General features: G+C 43.4%; 14 protein-coding genes and 1 tRNA gene. 6 read left to right on the top strand and 9 right to left on the bottom strand.

The window, feature by feature from the left end; all coding sequences use genetic code 11:
• Window positions 1-642: 642 nt before the first annotated feature.
• A complete protein-coding gene (locus HWQ36_RS06070) occupies window positions 643-1,842 on the top strand; it encodes an acyl-CoA dehydrogenase family protein (RefSeq protein WP_292699121.1) in 1,200 nt (399 codons plus the stop codon).
• A 108-nt stretch (window positions 1,843-1,950) separates the two neighbouring features.
• On the opposite strand, the gene HWQ36_RS06075 is transcribed toward HWQ36_RS06070, so the two are convergent.
• Both HWQ36_RS06075 and HWQ36_RS06080 read right to left on the bottom strand, forming a co-directional pair.
• A complete protein-coding gene (locus HWQ36_RS06075; protein WP_292699123.1) occupies window positions 1,951-2,553 on the bottom strand; it encodes a hypothetical protein in 603 nt (200 codons plus the stop codon).
• Between the two features lie 169 nt (window positions 2,554-2,722).
• A complete protein-coding gene (locus tag HWQ36_RS06080) occupies window positions 2,723-3,607 on the bottom strand; it encodes a LysR family transcriptional regulator (RefSeq protein ID WP_292699126.1) in 885 nt (294 codons plus the stop codon).
• A 105-nt stretch (window positions 3,608-3,712) separates the two neighbouring features.
• On the opposite strand from HWQ36_RS06080, the gene ilvD reads away from it, so the two are divergent.
• Window positions 3,713-5,401: a dihydroxy-acid dehydratase gene (ilvD, locus tag HWQ36_RS06085; protein ID WP_292699128.1), complete on the top strand. Its 1,689-nt coding sequence runs from the start codon at window positions 3,713-3,715 to the stop codon at window positions 5,399-5,401.
• A 194-nt stretch (window positions 5,402-5,595) separates the two neighbouring features.
• Here ilvD and HWQ36_RS06090 read toward each other — a convergent pair whose 3' ends face one another.
• A complete protein-coding gene (locus tag HWQ36_RS06090) occupies window positions 5,596-6,942 on the bottom strand; it encodes an NAD(P)/FAD-dependent oxidoreductase (RefSeq protein ID WP_292699130.1) in 1,347 nt (448 codons plus the stop codon).
• A gap of 383 nt (window positions 6,943-7,325) precedes the next feature.
• On the opposite strand from HWQ36_RS06090, the gene HWQ36_RS06095 reads away from it, so the two are divergent.
• Together HWQ36_RS06095 and HWQ36_RS06100 are read left to right on the top strand one after the other, a co-directional pair.
• Entirely contained in the window at window positions 7,326-7,682 is a 357-nt protein-coding gene (locus tag HWQ36_RS06095) for a hypothetical protein (RefSeq protein WP_181930530.1), read from the top strand.
• A 284-nt stretch (window positions 7,683-7,966) separates the two neighbouring features.
• Complete coding sequence (locus HWQ36_RS06100; protein WP_292699363.1) at window positions 7,967-8,986, top strand: spore photoproduct lyase family protein; 1,020 nt, start codon at window positions 7,967-7,969, stop codon at window positions 8,984-8,986.
• Between the two features lie 65 nt (window positions 8,987-9,051).
• Here the strand turns inward: HWQ36_RS06100 and HWQ36_RS06105 are convergent, their stop codons facing one another.
• Entirely contained in the window at window positions 9,052-9,198 is a 147-nt protein-coding gene (locus HWQ36_RS06105; RefSeq protein WP_292699133.1) for a hypothetical protein, read from the bottom strand.
• A gap of 416 nt (window positions 9,199-9,614) precedes the next feature.
• Between HWQ36_RS06105 and HWQ36_RS06110 the strand changes: the two genes are divergently transcribed.
• Window positions 9,615-11,096 carry a site-2 protease family protein gene (locus HWQ36_RS06110; RefSeq protein WP_292699135.1) on the top strand — a complete coding sequence of 494 codons (1,482 nt, stop codon included), beginning with the start codon at window positions 9,615-9,617 and terminating at the stop codon, window positions 11,094-11,096.
• 336 nt (window positions 11,097-11,432) lie between these two features.
• Here the strand turns inward: HWQ36_RS06110 and HWQ36_RS06115 are convergent.
• The 4 genes from HWQ36_RS06115 to HWQ36_RS06130 form a co-directional block, all read right to left on the bottom strand.
• A tRNA-Pro gene (locus tag HWQ36_RS06115) sits at window positions 11,433-11,506 on the bottom strand.
• A gap of 50 nt (window positions 11,507-11,556) precedes the next feature.
• Complete coding sequence (locus HWQ36_RS06120) at window positions 11,557-11,922, bottom strand: DUF1818 family protein (RefSeq protein WP_292699366.1); 366 nt, start codon at window positions 11,920-11,922, stop codon at window positions 11,557-11,559.
• A 287-nt stretch (window positions 11,923-12,209) separates the two neighbouring features.
• Window positions 12,210-12,818, bottom strand: coding sequence for a hypothetical protein (locus tag HWQ36_RS06125; RefSeq protein WP_292699137.1), 609 nt, complete (start codon window positions 12,816-12,818; stop codon window positions 12,210-12,212).
• Window positions 12,819-12,842: 24 nt separating this feature from the next.
• Window positions 12,843-13,079, bottom strand: coding sequence for a DNA-directed RNA polymerase subunit omega (locus HWQ36_RS06130; RefSeq protein ID WP_012412301.1), 237 nt, complete (start codon window positions 13,077-13,079; stop codon window positions 12,843-12,845).
• Window positions 13,080-13,238: 159 nt separating this feature from the next.
• Between HWQ36_RS06130 and HWQ36_RS06135 the strand changes: the two genes are divergently transcribed.
• Entirely contained in the window at window positions 13,239-13,658 is a 420-nt protein-coding gene (locus HWQ36_RS06135; RefSeq protein WP_292699143.1) for a fasciclin domain-containing protein, read from the top strand.
• Between the two features lie 127 nt (window positions 13,659-13,785).
• Here the strand turns inward: HWQ36_RS06135 and HWQ36_RS06140 are convergent, their stop codons facing one another.
• The gene (locus tag HWQ36_RS06140) at window positions 13,786-15,240 is read right to left on the bottom strand and encodes a glycoside hydrolase family 13 protein (protein WP_292699146.1); all 1,455 of its coding nucleotides are present in this window, start codon (window positions 15,238-15,240) and stop codon (window positions 13,786-13,788) included.
• Window positions 15,241-15,307: the final 67 nt, after the last annotated feature.

A 15,307-nucleotide genomic window follows, 5' to 3' on the forward strand; every position in this document is an offset into this window, starting at 1 on the left:
ATCCGACAACTCTTGCACAGGGCATACTTTAAAACATTTAACCTGAAATACCGCAGTCTGTCAGGTAAATTTTGGCAAATCAGTCATTAGTTTATAGTCATTTTAAGTAGGTCGGCGTAATTAAAGCTAATTGGCTAAGGCTGTCATTTGTCCTTTGTCACTTGTACTGCCCTTCGACTACGCTCAGGAACCGCGTAGTCGAAGTATTGGTCATTAGTAAGAGTTTTAAGCCTATTTACGTTTCGTAACATACTTGAGTTTTTTCGCGCTAACTTACTTAAGTGTGATGCCTGCGGGGGATAGAGCGAAATTACTGCGATCGCCTGGCTTGCTCTCTGAAAGCTGTTTGTGTCATACTTACAAAACTTACTAATCACTAAATTCCGAGCGACTTTAAGTTGTATTCTGAAGGATCGCCAGAAGACCTAAATTCCACGTCAAAAACTGAAGAAGAAAAGAAAGTAGGATTTAGACTACAACTATGTAGTCTGTCCGATTAATTCTGATAGGTGAGGGTGAGCAGATCCCCGACTTCTTGAAGAAGTAGGGGATCTTACAGTCCCGCAAAATTAATGGGAGAGACCACTAGTTGCGATCGCTTAACTCCGATGCAAGCATCTTAAGCGCTTTGAAGGAGTATTTATGTCACAGTTGGAGCAAGACGTGCCAGAAACCTTTGTAACCAAAAGCTTAGAAACTCTCCCTAATATTTTTGATCGGGTCGAGACTCTGGCTAAAGACTTTGCCACTCGTGCAGGCACACACGATAAAGAGGGTTCCTTTCCCTTCGAGAATTTTACAGCTTTGCATGAGGCAAAATTACTCAGCCTCACCATTCCCCGTGAATTAGGTGGTGAGGGTTTAGGGCTAACAACTATCTGCCGAGTCATTGAAGGGATAGCGCGTGGCGATGCTTCAACCGCGCTAGTGTTGACGATGCACTATCTCCAACATGCCAATGCGGCCCGTAGCCGTCGTTGGCATCCAGAAGTATATAAACGGTTGTGTCGTGAATCCATTGAAGCCATTGCCCTGATCAATGCAGCCCGTGTCGAACCAGAGTTAGGAACGCCAGCTAGAGGCGGATTACCTGCCACAATTGCCGAACGGACAACAGAGGGTTGGCGTTTAACAGGCCACAAGCAATACACTACGGGTAGTCCCATCCTCAGTTACTTTGTTGTTTGGGCACGGACAACTGAAGATGAACCACAAGTTGGCAATTTTTTGGTTCCGCGCGATTTGCCCGGTTTGCAAATTGTCGAAACCTGGGATCACTTGGGGATGAGAGCGACAGGCAGCCACGATCTGATTTTAGAGAATGTATTAATTCCCTTAGAATATGCCCTGAATATCAATCCCATACCTGCTGCACCATTAGTTGATCCACTGGTTTCCACTTGGGGCAGTTTGACAGTGAGTGCTTTATATCTTGGTGTGGCTACCAGTGCGCGTGACTGGCTGGTTAAATATCTTTGGGAGCGATCGCCTTCTAATCTCAAAGAGCCACTGGCAACTCTGCCACGCTTCCAAAATGCTGTGGGTGAAATAGAAGCACTGCTATTTGCTAACAATAGATTAATTTATAGCTTGGCTCAAGATATTGATCGGGGCGAGTCTGATGCTAACGTAGGATTACAGGCACAAGCTGTTAAATATCTTACTACAACTAACTCAATTCGTGCTGTGGAGATTGCCTTAGAACTAACTGGTAATCCTGGTATGTTAAAAAGGAATCCTTTAGAGCGACACTACCGTGACGTTCTGTGCAGCCGTATCCATACACCGCAAAACGATGTTATTTGTCAGTCATTAGGTAAGTCAGCACTGAAAGTCGAGTAAGTAAATTTGCCAAATATATGATATTGGGGTGCGACTAGGGAGTTTGCTCTAGCTGCTACAAACATCGCGTCAAAAATCATTCTAATCTGATCGCAAAACTACATAATGTTATATTTTTAATTCACATTGTTGAAAAATATAATTTACCGCAGCAAATAATTTATCTAAATCTTGAATTACATACAAATTTTTATTTCGAGTAAACACATTAGCAATCAACTTTCCAAATTGCCATATTTTCCCATTAGAAACAATCCCAAAAACATCGCTGACAAAATCATCATTAATTCGCTGCACTGCAATCATTTCAGCTAAACACTGACCCCAACCTTCTTCAAATTTGTCTTGTTTAGCTTCAACCATCAAAAAATAAGGTTTATCAAAAACAATCGTACCTAGAGGGTTTCGCTGTGTCACCGTATAATCTGGAACCCCTGATAAATCTTCATCATAAGCTAATTTTTCATGACTCCAAAGTGTTAATTTACTTCGGTAAGGTTTCCATACTTCTTTCAATACTGGATAGATGAGATTTTCACAAATAGCATTTTCCGAATTATCAATAACTCCATCCATTAATAGCAAATCTAATTCTTCTTTGAATGATTCTTTAACAGGGAAATCTACTTCCAACATAAAATTAGACTGCACATATTTGATTTGGAATTTTTTAATGACTGCACTAATACTTTTATAATTATTAAATGCCATTTTAATTTACCTTTTGTTAAAAACTCTGTCTCCATTTAAACGCAGGTAAGGAGGCAGGAGGTAGAAACATCTATCTAATGCGTGAGTCCTGCTGCATTTGTACTTCACTTACTTGCAAGGTGCTGTATCTTCATTACTAATGGAGGCGATCGCCTTTTTAACTGATTAATTAACCACAGACACTTCTCACAATTTGTAGAAACTCCCGTAAAACAGGTGTCATATCCTCTTGTCGCCACACTACAGCCGTTTCTACCAATGGTGTTTTTTCTTCTAAAGCGCGATAAACTACACCAGCCCTTTGAAGATTTTGCAAAGAAGACGGTACGATCGCAATCCCCATTCCTGCTGACACTAGCCCGATAATTGTCTGCATTTGGATTGCTTCTTGAGTCACTTTTGGGCTAAAATTTCCTTGCTGGCAAAGACTCAAGATTTGATCGTAAAGTCCAGGACCCAAATTGCGGGGGAACATAATAAAATTTTCGTTCAATATCTCGCGCACTGAAATATTTTCTTGTCTAGCTAAGAAATGAGTTTCTAGCAAAGCTACAATTAGTCCTTCTTGCTGAATGCATTCTTGATTGAGAGTGTTGTCTTCTAGAGGTGGATGGGCAAAACCTACATGGATGCGGCGATTGAATAGCGCTTGCTCTTGCTGAGTTGTCGTTAATTCTTGCAATACTAACTCCACCTCTAGAAACTGTTCTCGAAATTGCCGTAAAATTACAGGAAGCAAATCGTAAGTTACCAAGCTAGTGAAACCTACTCGTAGTTGTCCTTTCTCACCCCTACCTGTCCGTTGAGTCAGATCAATTGCCTTGGACAGTTGAGCGAACAATTGATAAGCTTCTTGCAAAAATACTTGTCCGGCTTCCGTTAGCTGCACCTGTCGTTTGGTTTTGCGTTGAAAAAGTTCTACCCCAAGTTCTGCTTCTAGCTGCTGAATTTGCTGGCTTAAGGGAGGTTGAGCGATATGAAGTCGCTCTGCGGCTTTACTAAAGTGCAGTTCCTCAGCTACAGCAATAAAGTAGCGCAGGTGTCGCATTTCCATAGTTTTGATATTTTATAAGTCTCAAATATTCATAAATATATATTGGACATCGGAAAAATTGCTATTTATGATACTCATACACGGAAGTTATAGGATGATGTAACTATGTCGGAGAATTTGAAAAGCCAAGTTGTGACGCAAGGAGTACAGCGATCGCCAAATCGAGCTATGCTGCGGGCAGTTGGTTTTAAAGATGAAGATTTCAATAAAGCTATTGTCGGTATTGCCAACGGTTACAGCACGATCACTCCCTGTAATATGGGGATAAATCAACTAGCGCTCATAGCAGAAGTTGCGATTAAAACCGCCGGAGCAATGCCACAAATGTTTGGCACAATTACCATTAGCGATGGGATTTCGATGGGAACTGAAGGGATGAAATATTCCCTCGTGTCGCGGGAAGTCATTGCAGATTCCATTGAAACCGCCTGTACTGGGCAAAGTATGGATGGTGTACTAGCCATTGGCGGTTGTGATAAAAATATGCCAGGGGCAATGTTAGCGATCGCTCGGATGAATATCCCTGCAATATTTGTTTACGGTGGCACCATTAAACCCGGACACTATAACGGTAAAGACTTAACTGTCGTCAGTTCTTTTGAAGCGGTAGGACAATACAGTGCTGGAAAAATTGACGAAAAGGAATTATTAGAAGTTGAAAGTCGCGCTTGTCCTGGCGCGGGTTCCTGTGGGGGAATGTTTACCGCTAACACCATGTCTTCAGCATTTGAAGCACTGGGAATGAGTTTGCCCTATTCCTCAACAATGGCAGCAGAAGATGCCGAAAAAGCCGACAGCACCGAAAAATCAGCGTTTGTGTTAGTCGAAGCGATTCGCAAACAAATCTTACCCCGGCAAATTATCACCCGAAAATCTATAGAGAATGCCATCTCTGTGATTATGGCGGTGGGTGGTTCCACAAATGCAGTATTGCATTTCTTAGCGATCGCCAGGGCTGCTAATGTAGAGTTAACCTTAGATGACTTTGAAACAATCCGTGCCCGTGTTCCCGTTTTATGTGATTTAAAACCCAGTGGTAAATATGTCGCTACAGATTTGCACAAAGCTGGTGGTATTCCCCAAGTAATGAAAATGCTACTCGTGCATGATTTATTACATGGTGATAGCCTTACCATCAGCGGCCAAACAATTGCAGAGATATTGGCAGACATCCCAGAAGAACCATCTGCCAATCAAGATGTGATTCGGACTTGGAATAACCCGATGTATGCTCAAGGACACTTAGCCATCCTCAGAGGTAATCTGGCAACCGAAGGCGCTGTCGCTAAAATTACCGGGGTGAAAAAGCCAGTAATTACTGGGCCTGCGAGGGTATTTGAATCAGAAGAAGCCTCTTTAGCTGCAATTTTGGCGGGTAAAATTCAAGCAGGTGATATTTTGGTTATCCGCTATGAAGGGCCTAAAGGCGGCCCTGGAATGCGGGAAATGTTGGCTCCCACTTCGGCAATTATCGGGGCTGGTTTGGGTGATGCGGTGGGATTAATTACCGACGGACGCTTTTCTGGCGGTACTTACGGCATGGTGGTTGGTCATGTGGCTCCAGAAGCAGCAGTTGGTGGTGCGATCGCTCTTGTAGAAGAAGGCGATAGTATTACTATTGATGCACCCGCTCGTTCATTGCAGTTAAATATATCTGAAGAAGAATTGGGCCGTCGTCGTGCCAACTGGCAACCCCCGACTCCACGTTATACAAAAGGCGTGTTGGCGAAATACGCCTTTTTGGTATCTTCTAGCAGTCTTGGTGCTGTGACAGATTTGGATTTGTTCAAATGATAAAGGACAGAAGCGAAATTAGGCGCTGCTGAATTAAGGGATGATTCTTGTAGGGTGGGCATTCTGCCCGCCCGGAAATACAAAGCATCGGCATCTTGCCCATCTCTGATAGTTGTTTACGGGCAATTGAGATTCAACCTGATTTAGCGATCGCCTGCTTCCAAGAAACGCTGCGGATTAACCCGGACTTGAAGTTACACCTCTGTAACAGAAGGCTGTTGCACCCTATTCTTAATAGTTTTTGCTTCTACCAAACCTTCTCGACCTGTAATCAATCTAGAGCGACGATTACGAGTAATATAATTCCATCCCCACTGAATTGCTACTACTAATTTAGTATCAAACTCGATTAAGAAGTAGATGTGAATTACTAGCCAAAAGAGCCAAGCAATGAAACCTTTGAGTTTGATTAAGCCTAAATCTACAACAGCTAAATTTTGCCCAATCATCGCCAAAGTACCCACGTCATTGTAACGAAATTGTGGCAAAGTATCACCTTGAAGCCGCCGTTTAATGAGTTTAGCTACATACTCTCCTTGTTGTTTAGCTACAGGTGCAACACCAGGTAAGGGTTTACCATTTTGATGGGAGAAGTTGCCTAAATCTCCCACAACAAAAATGTTTTTATAACCCTTGATAGACAAATCCGGTTCTACAATTACACGTCCTGAGCGATCGCATTCTACACCTGTACTTTTTGCTAGGGCTTTCCCCATAGGCGAACCTTGAACACCTGCTGCCCACAATATAGTTTTTGAGACAATTTCTATCAATTCATCGCCTTGCTTGAAAGTAACGATGTTATTTTCAATATTTGTCACTCTGGTGTTAGTGTAGACAGCCACACCCAACTTTTGCAAAGATTCTACTGCTACTTTCGATAACTCTGGCGCAATGTGTGGGAGGATGCGATCGCCCCCTTGCAATAGTAAAATTCTCGCTTCTGAAGTGTTGATGCTGCGGAAATCTTCTGTGAGAGTTTGGTATGCCAATTCCGCGATCGCACCTGCTAATTCTACACCAGTGGGACCACCCCCCACAATCACAAAAGTCAACAAAGCCCGGCGAATTTCTGGATCAGTTTCTTTTTCTGCCGCTTCAAATGCCGAAAATATCTGGCGACGCATTTCTATCGCATCTTCAACAGTTTTCAAGCCAGGAGCAAACTCTTTCCATTTATCTTTACCAAAATAGGAATGGTTAGCACCTGTAGCGACAATCAATGTATCATAAGGTACTACTTCATCACCCAGAATAACTTGTTGCGCTTTTGGATCAATATCATTGACTTCTCCCAACAACACTTTTGTATTCTTGCTTTTGCTGAATACAGATCGCAATGGTGCAGAAATATCAGCAGGTGATAGCGTCCCTGTGGCAACTTGATATAAAAGCGGCTGAAATAGGTGAAAGTTACGTTTATCAATGAGAGTAACATCTACATTTGCTGTCTTTAGAGCTTTTGCCGTATACAGTCCACCAAAGCCACCACCAACAACTACGACCCGATGTGGTGCATTCTTTTCAAGTGAGACCACCATAATAAATATTTCCTTGTGTTAAGAACTTGTAACTATTCTTAACAAAGATGTAACAGCATTTTGATACTGGTTGCTGTTTATTTAGAACAATTGAAAAAATCATGAAAGTAGTCAATAAGAAGAAAAGGGGCAGGGAGCAGGGGAGCAGAGATTTTCAGCGTAGTCTTACCAAGGGGAAAGGAGACAAAGCGTAGCTTTGGCGGGGTGGGATAAAATGCCTGTGGGATAAGCGTTTGCTTTTAAGTTGACACCAACGAGCATTGCAGTGTCACTACTAGGAAACTACTACTTTGAATTGGGTATAACCCGTATGGTCTATGGCTTTAAGTCACTTTTCTAGATTTTACAATATAAGTAAGACTTAAAAATAACGCCTCAATTATATGAAAATCCTCTCATCAGAGCTAGTCCATTTAGGATTTGGCAAATATGTGCGTTCTGACCAAGTGACAGCAGTTATACCAATAGAAGAGGAGCGAGGACCAGGACGGCGAACCTTTGTTCACATTCAAGGGCAAAGCGATCCAATTATCGCCTCTCGCGCCGAAGATACCATCGTGCGTGATTTAGTACAAGAGCCACGCGAAGTTACCCAAGCCCGTCAGCAGCAGGAAATTCTTCAAGATTTATTGGTTAATTTAGGTAATGTTAATTCGACTGTGCGACGAATTAGCCGTGATGAAGGCACTTTGGATCTTGATTTGCTAGAGCGACGACTTAAGCAAGTGCTTGAAAATTAATTGCAGAAGTCATCGAAGGGGAGCAGGGGCAGGGGGTAGGGAGCAAGAGAGCAGGGAGCAGGGGGCAGGGGGAAAATAGAAGCAGGGGAAGAGAAGAATTACTGAATAAGATAGCTATCTTTCCTCCCCTGCCTCCCCTGCCTCCCCTGCTCCCTGCTCCCTGCCTCCCCTGCCTCCCCTTCCTCTTCGGTCAGCAAACTAAATAACGGAGAACGATATTGCTAAATACAATTACAGACCAGGTTTCAGTATCAGAGACACAAACAAGATCGCCAAGGTTGTGGATGCCTGAACGGGTACTGTTTACACCTGCTGCCCTCAATGAGGTCTGGGGGCAGCAGATTCTTGCACGTGTGCAGTCACTCAACTTAGCAATAGAAGAGTTATCACAGAACCGCCTGAAGGGACTGCGCGGTGAGTCTGAGCGCGATACTTACAATATCGCCAAACGTACTTTAGCTGTGGTTACTGCACCACCCAGTTCTTTTAAGCTGAGTCCAATCCCACCTTCTGCGGATTGGCAGTTTCACATTGCCGAAGGTTGTCCCGCTCATTGTCAATACTGCTACCTAGCTGGTAGCTTGTCGGGGCCACCTGTCATCCGAGTTTTTGCTAACTTACCGCAGATATTAAAGAACTTAGCAAACTACGAGCAACAGGAGAAAACCACGAGTTTTGAAGTTAGCTGTTACACAGACCCATTGGGTATTGAGCATTTAACTGGAAGTCTGGCTGAATGTATCCGTTACTTTGGCACTCGTACCAATGCACATCTACGTTGGGTATCGAAGTTTGATGCTGTGGATGGATTACTAGATTTACCACACAATGGCAATACTCGCTGTCGGATGAGTGTTAATGCTGCACCGATTTCTGGCAAATTTGAAGGTGGCACAGCATCCGTAACATCCAGACTAAATGCGTTGCGACGGTTGGCGCTACCATTAGATGGCGGTGGCGGTTATCCAGTAGGCTTGGTTATCGCGCCAATTATGCCGATAGACGATTGGCAGATGCACTATAGTCGTTTGTTTGACCAGATAAACGAGGCACTGGATTTTGACTGTAACCTTACCTTTGAGTTAATCTCGCATCGGTTTACACCTGGGTCAAAAGAAGTGTTACAAACTTGGTATCCCCAATCAAAATTAGAGATGGATGAGGCAAAACGCAGTGTCAAGCGTAATAAGTTTGGTGGAACGAAGTACGTTTATGATAAGGACACAATGAAAGCGTTACGTTGCTTTTTTGAGAGTGAGATTAGTAGACGCTTTCCAAATGCTGAAATTCTTTATTGGACTTAGTACAGCATTTCATTAATTTGTAGCGAATTAAATTTGGCAATATTCTGTAATGCCAATGCGTCGGCTTACATTGTTAATGCATCGGCTTGCATTGTTAATGCTTCGGCTTGTATTGTTAATGCTTCGGCTTGCATTGTTAATGCATCAGCTTGCATTGTTAATGCTTCGGCTTCTCTATGAGACGCTACGCAAACGCTAAGTACAAGTGACAAAGGACAAATGACAGCCCTTGCCAGTTAACTTTAATTGCGCCAACCTACTTACGCTACATTTTTACGCAAAACTGTACTTAGAAGACTACTTTGCTCAAATACAGGCTGTAATTATTGAGTAAGAGAGCGATCGCATAATATATAGCAGTCCTAAATCATTTGTGAAAATTATATATTTATTCCTTTTTTTTTTCCTTGGCGTTCTTGGCGGTTCGTTTCCTTGTCTATATTTTTCACGAATCAAATAGGACTGCTATATCACTCTACGCTTTTTAAGCGCTTCCGGTAGTTCTAAGGCTTCTCCAACTACGCAAAACGGCATAATTTGAGCAGACGACAGGCGGCGTTATACATTAATAAGTGTATCTGCAATACCGGACTTGTTCTGGCTTAGTCTCAATAGCAAAGGTTTGGAGATGTTTACTTTATCAGAAACTTCTATCCTGGCGGCAATCCTACTGGTAGCTTTAGGCATTTTGGGCTGGGGCTTTTATCGCGCCAGACCTTTTGGTAAACTGGGAATCTTAGCCTGGTTGCAGTCGGTGGTGTTGATGACTCCCTGGCTCCTGTTTTTTGGATTGTTTGCCGCAGGGATTTACATCAATATAGCGGGTATATTGTTCTTAGTGGTGACTTCCGCCGGATTGTATGTCTACTTAGGCAGACAGTTACGCGCAGCTGGGCAAGATGCTATCCTCAAACAACGCGCAACAGAAAGACTTGCTGCTAATTCCTTACTTGAAGCCAATTCTCCGCAACCAACACTAGCAGAACTCAAAACCGAGATTCCGCCGATACCAGAAGAGGACTTGAATGTAATTAAAGGTATCTTTGGTATCGATACGTTTTTTGCCACAGAAACCATTGCCTATCAAGATGGAGCTATTTTCAAAGGCAATTTGCGGGGAGAACCAGAAGAAGTTCACAACCGTCTAACTGCAAGTTTACAGCAACGCCTTGGTGAGCAATATCGCCTGTTTTTAGTGGAAAACACCGATGGCAGACCAGTGGTAATTGTCTTGCCGAGTCGCAATGATCCCCGGCCGATGTTGTTATCGCAAAAAGCTTTTGCAGGTATTTTGTTAATAGCAACCATTGCCACAAATCTAGAAGCTGCGGGATTATTGCTGAATTTTGATTTATTTGCTAACCCAGAGCGATTTCAAGAAGCTTTGCCTATAGGTGCTGGGATATTTGCAATTTTAGTAGCTCACGAAATAGGTCATTGGTTACTTGCTAAACGTCACAAAATCCGTCTTAGCTGGCCTTTCTTTCTACCCGCCGTGCAAATTGGCTCCTTTGGTGCAATTACTCGCTTCGAGTCTCTGTTGCCCAACCGCAAGGTATTATTTGATATCGCCTTAGCAGGGCCAGCCGCAGGTGGTATCGTCTCTTTAGTAATGCTGGTGACAGGCTTACTGCTTTCTCACCCTGGTAGTTTATTTCAATTGCCCAATCAGTTTTTCCAAGGGTCGATTTTGGTGGGGAGTTTGGCGCGAGTTGTCCTTGGTTCGGCGTTGCAATCATCCCTGGTAAGTGTTCATCCCCTAGTGATAATTGGTTGGTTGGGGTTAATTATCACCGCTTTGAACTTGATGCCCGCAGGACAACTAGATGGTGGACGAATTATTCAGGCGATTTATGGACGCAAAACCGCAGGACGCGCAACGATCGCAACTTTAATTTTACTGGCGCTAGTGTCTCTTGGTAATATGATTGCCATGTACTGGGCGATCGTGATTTTCTTCTTGCAACGAGATCAAGAACGCCCCAGTTTGAATGAAATCACTGAACCTGATGATGCTAGAGCCGCTTTGGGGCTTTTGGCTCTATTCTTAATGATTACTACACTCTTACCTCTAACTCCCGGCTTGGCTGGGCGTTTGGGAATAGGATAATACTGAGTTAAACCTCATATAAGTTGAGAACCGTAGTTTTCGCCCTCACCCTAAATCCCTCTCCCATATCTGGGAGAGGGACTTTGAAATTCTAGCTCCCCGAATCCCATATCTGGGGGATAGGTTGGGGGATGAGGGCAAATCCTTATTCATTAGAGTTGAACTACAGGTTTCAAGATAGACGTGGTTTAGCAATACAGACGCGATTAATCGCGTCTGTACAGGAAAAGTTGATGCTTAACCAACCAATGAGTTGTAGTTGGAGATTTTGCGATAGAATTTATTGAAAAACCTGCTAATCTTTTAAAAAGACTAGCAGGCATGGCTTATCATCAATCGGAGCGGCGGGATTCGAACCCACGACCTCCACTACCCCAAAGTGGCGCGCTACCAAGCTGCGCTACGCCCCGGTCAGAATTACTATCATATAGCAAAACTATAAAATAATCAAGAAGCTAATTTAAAAAACTTTAAGCATCCCAGCAGCTTGCAGTAAATCTGGAACAGCAGAAGCACTCCATTTACCCTCTACACATCGCCCTGTATTCAAAATAAAGCGCAAACTGTAATCGTGAGAATAGCCTTCTACCTCCATCCATAATAAATCGCTTTCGGCTTCACAAGCAATTTTTTCATCTTCCATTAATTCCGTTGCGAGTTGCTTCATGGTGTCTGCTAACTGTGCTAGTAGACGGCAAAAATCATTCAACTCGGCTTCGGTTAACTCAATTGCCCAATCATCTGTACCGACTAAACCTTGAAACTGAGATGCATCGGGGTTCCAGCCAATACGCCAACCAAATCCGATTTTTACAACACGTTCCATAATTAGCGCTCTTTTATACTCCGAAAAAATCAAATATTCGTAGGTTGGGGAGCCACTGCGTTGGACGGGTTTCCCGGCTTGAAGCAAGTGGCATTTGAACGAAGTGAAACCCAACAAAATCAGAGATTGTTGGTGTTGGGTTTCGTTCCTCAACCCAACCTACGCCTAAGTTCATCAAAGTCCTTAAAAATAAGGGTGGATGATTTTTATCCCACGAGAGTCATAAAAGAGCGTTAGTTAGGAGTTAGGAGTTATGAATTTACAACTTATAACTCCTAACTTTCCCACTATCTAAGTAGTTCAGCACCTCCTCGTTGGGGTGGTTGTGGGGTAGTTGATCTACTAGGATTAGGTGGGGTATTGGGTTTAGGAGATAGGGTATTTTGGGAAGTAGGATTAAATATGTTGACTAAGACTTGCACTAAGTCATCTCGCTGAGTGCGGGTAAGATTGGTTATGGCTTTGCGATCGCCTTCTATCGGATTTTCCTTTAATGAATCATTCCCTGGATAGGTAGTATCATACATAATTTCATTCACACCCAGGTAATCAGCTAAAGTCAGCTTCCAATCTAAGCGATAAATTGGTGCCCGCCCTTTGGTATAAATGTGATATCTAATCAGGCGATTTGCCAGGGTGTTGTTTTCGGCAACTTTCCCATTTTCTTTGCTGATATACTTATTTTCCCGTGGGAAATCTGGCAATTGCTGGTACACTAACTGCCAAACATCACTAGGTGTGATTCTCTGAGCATAAACAGGTTGGATACTAAACAAACTTGTGTATATTGATTTGCCCACCCCTGAACTCAAAGCAATTACACCCACTACCATTAAGGCAGTGAGTGTTTGCCAGGGCTTGAGTAGGGGTTGAATGAACGATTGATGTTTGCTCATCCTGCCTTTTCTAAAGCCTTTTTTTTATAGTTCGCCAATAATCTCTGGTTGAGTCAATTCATCGGACATTTCGATAATTGCTCTTAGCACTGGCTTCATCATCGCATCTTCGTTATTTTCAAAATCTTCATAACGCCGACGTTTAGCACGATTTGCCACCTGAACCGTAATGCGGTAACGATTTGAGGCTGCACTAATCAGTTCCTCAGCCCGATGCATAATCTGAGACTGAGTTGTCTCGAACTTAGAACGCTTTAGCATAATCAGTGGTTCTTGGGGTCATTCCCCAGTGTAGCAGTACTGATAAATCTGTTGCCGTGTATTTAATCGCCAGCAACCTTTCTGTTGATAGAGGCTAAGAGCCTTCTAGTCATTTTATAAGTTACTTATAATACTACCTGACTAAAGTCACATATCCTTATGGCTGACCTTGTGGAAACTGCTATCAATGCGGGAAACTTCAATACCCTGGTGAAAGCTGCTCAAGCTGCAAATTTCATAGAAACTCTAAAAAGTCCTGGTTCTTTCACACTATTTGCACCAACTGACGAAGCTTTTGCCAAGCTGCCAGAGGGAACTTTAGATTCGTTACTACAAGATATCCCCAAGCTCCAGAAAATTGTGGCATATCATGTCGCTAGTGGGGATGTTCGGTCTGATGACTTGGTACAGATTAATGAGGCAGAGACGCTTGAAGGGTCAATTGTAGCCATTGAATCTGCCGATGGCAAATTTAAGGTGAATAACGCCAATGTCCTCAAAACAGACATTTTGGCAGATAATGGCGTGATCCATATTATTGATGCGGTGTTGATGCCTGCAATGGTGGCAGGGAGATAAGGGAATTGGGCACAAGAGGCAGAGGGCAGAGGGGCAGGGGGACAAGGGGGACAAGGGGGAATTATTGAACAAGTCTCTCCTGTCTCCCCCCTCTTCCTAGTCTCTTCTTCATGCCCCTGCCCTCTTCCTAGTACCCAGTCCCCAGAATGCAGCCACTGCGTGCGGGAAGAGTGAATAACAACTGTTCACCATTCCACTCAACTTCAGCAGTACCATATAACAGCTTGTTGGGTTGAGTATGCAAACTAGCCACATCTGCATTCGCAGTTACCGAACTTGTACCAGCGTTTATAGCAATTATCAATTCCTCTGTGCCTAAAGTTCGTGCAAAGATATAAAGTTGTCCTTGAGCATGGAGAACTCGGTAATCACCTGTACGCAAAGCTGGGTAAGTTTGGCGGATGGCAATTAATTGACGATGAGTATTGAAAATTTCTTGATTCCAGTTAGCCTCTAAAGGAAAGCCACGTCGTGAATCTGGATCTATGCCACCAGGTAAGCCAACTTCATCACCATAGTAGATGCTGGGGGCACCGGGAAAGGTGAGTAACAGTAGAGTTGATAATTCTACACTCGCTATATCACCGCCTGCAATGGTCATCAATCGGGCTGTATCGTGACTTGCTAACAAATTGAGTTGAGTTAGCTGAATTTCCCAAGGGTAAAGTTGCAGTACTTCTTGGATTTTGGTGGCGTACTCGGCAGCAAATAAGGGTGGGTAGGGTTGATAGTCGCGGCTTTGGACTTGTTCTAAGACTACGCGATCGCCAGCTGCAAAGGCAATTGTCGGCCCAGCAAATAAATAATTCATCACGCCGTCAAATTGCGTTCCATCCAACCACTGGCGGGAATCTCCCCACACTTCTCCCACAATATAAGCTTCGGGATTGATGGCTTTAGTGCGATCGCGGAATTCCTGCCAAAAACCAGGAGTTTTTATTTCAAATGGTACATCCAATCGCCAACCATCGATGCCGAACTTAATCCAATATTCGGCAATCTCCATAATGTATTCCCGCACTTCTGGATTGTCGTGGTTAAATTCTGGAAGGGCACGATTTCCCCCCCAACCTACGTAGTTTGCAGGAAAATCACCAGTGTAGGGTGCCAAAGGCCAGCCTTCAATTTTGAACCAATTTACCCAAGGTGAATGGGGGCCATTCTCTAAAACGTCGTGGAAGAAGAAAAAACCACGGCTAGAATGGTTAAACACGCCATCTAGAACGACTTTGATATTTCGTTGATGAGCTGCATCAAGCAATTCTTTAAAAGCTTCGTTGCCCCCTAACATCGGGTCAACTTGGTAATAATCGTGGGTATGATAGCGATGATTGCTGGCGGATTGAAAGATGGGTGTGAAATAAATCGCGTTAATCCCCAAATTCTGGATGTAGTCTAAATCCTCCATAATGCCCCATAAATCACCGCCTTTATAACCCTGGAGTGTTGGCATAGCCTCCCAATCTTCCCAACGGGCTTCGTGCAACAGCCGTTTGCGTGGCTGTTTGCTTCTGGCAAAGCGATCTGGGAAAATTTGGTAGAAAACAGCGTGCTTTACCCAGTCTGGTGTTTGAATTTGCATGAATAACTTTTTGTACCTTCAGAAGCGATCGTTGCAAATATTAGCTTCTTTATGGCTCTTACTTATG

Source organism: Nostoc sp. NMS2 (genome assembly GCF_017115105.1).
Taxonomy (GTDB): Bacteria; Cyanobacteriota; Cyanobacteriia; order Cyanobacteriales; family Nostocaceae; genus Nostoc.

Bases quoted from the DNA above. Each gene is read 5' to 3' on its own strand.
- HWQ36_RS06070 (WP_292699121.1), top strand. From the start codon at position 643: ATGTCACAGTTGGAGCAAGACGTGCCAGAAACCTTTGTAACCAAAAGC.
- HWQ36_RS06110 (WP_292699135.1), top strand. From the start codon at position 9,615: ATGTTTACTTTATCAGAAACTTCTATCCTGGCGGCAATCCTACTGGTA.
- HWQ36_RS06080 (WP_292699126.1), bottom strand. From the start codon at position 3,607: ATGGAAATGCGACACCTGCGCTACTTTATTGCTGTAGCTGAGGAACTG.
- HWQ36_RS06120 (WP_292699366.1), bottom strand. From the start codon at position 11,922: ATGGAACGTGTTGTAAAAATCGGATTTGGTTGGCGTATTGGCTGGAAC.
- HWQ36_RS06130 (WP_012412301.1), bottom strand. From the start codon at position 13,079: ATGCTAAAGCGTTCTAAGTTCGAGACAACTCAGTCTCAGATTATGCAT.
- HWQ36_RS06095 (WP_181930530.1), top strand. From the start codon at position 7,326: ATGAAAATCCTCTCATCAGAGCTAGTCCATTTAGGATTTGGCAAATAT.
- HWQ36_RS06075 (WP_292699123.1), bottom strand. From the start codon at position 2,553: ATGGCATTTAATAATTATAAAAGTATTAGTGCAGTCATTAAAAAATTC.
- HWQ36_RS06140 (WP_292699146.1), bottom strand. From the start codon at position 15,240: ATGCAAATTCAAACACCAGACTGGGTAAAGCACGCTGTTTTCTACCAA.
- HWQ36_RS06100 (WP_292699363.1), top strand. From the start codon at position 7,967: ATGCCTGAACGGGTACTGTTTACACCTGCTGCCCTCAATGAGGTCTGG.
- ilvD (WP_292699128.1), top strand. From the start codon at position 3,713: ATGTCGGAGAATTTGAAAAGCCAAGTTGTGACGCAAGGAGTACAGCGA.
- HWQ36_RS06125 (WP_292699137.1), bottom strand. From the start codon at position 12,818: ATGAGCAAACATCAATCGTTCATTCAACCCCTACTCAAGCCCTGGCAA.
- HWQ36_RS06135 (WP_292699143.1), top strand. From the start codon at position 13,239: ATGGCTGACCTTGTGGAAACTGCTATCAATGCGGGAAACTTCAATACC.
- HWQ36_RS06090 (WP_292699130.1), bottom strand. From the start codon at position 6,942: ATGGTGGTCTCACTTGAAAAGAATGCACCACATCGGGTCGTAGTTGTT.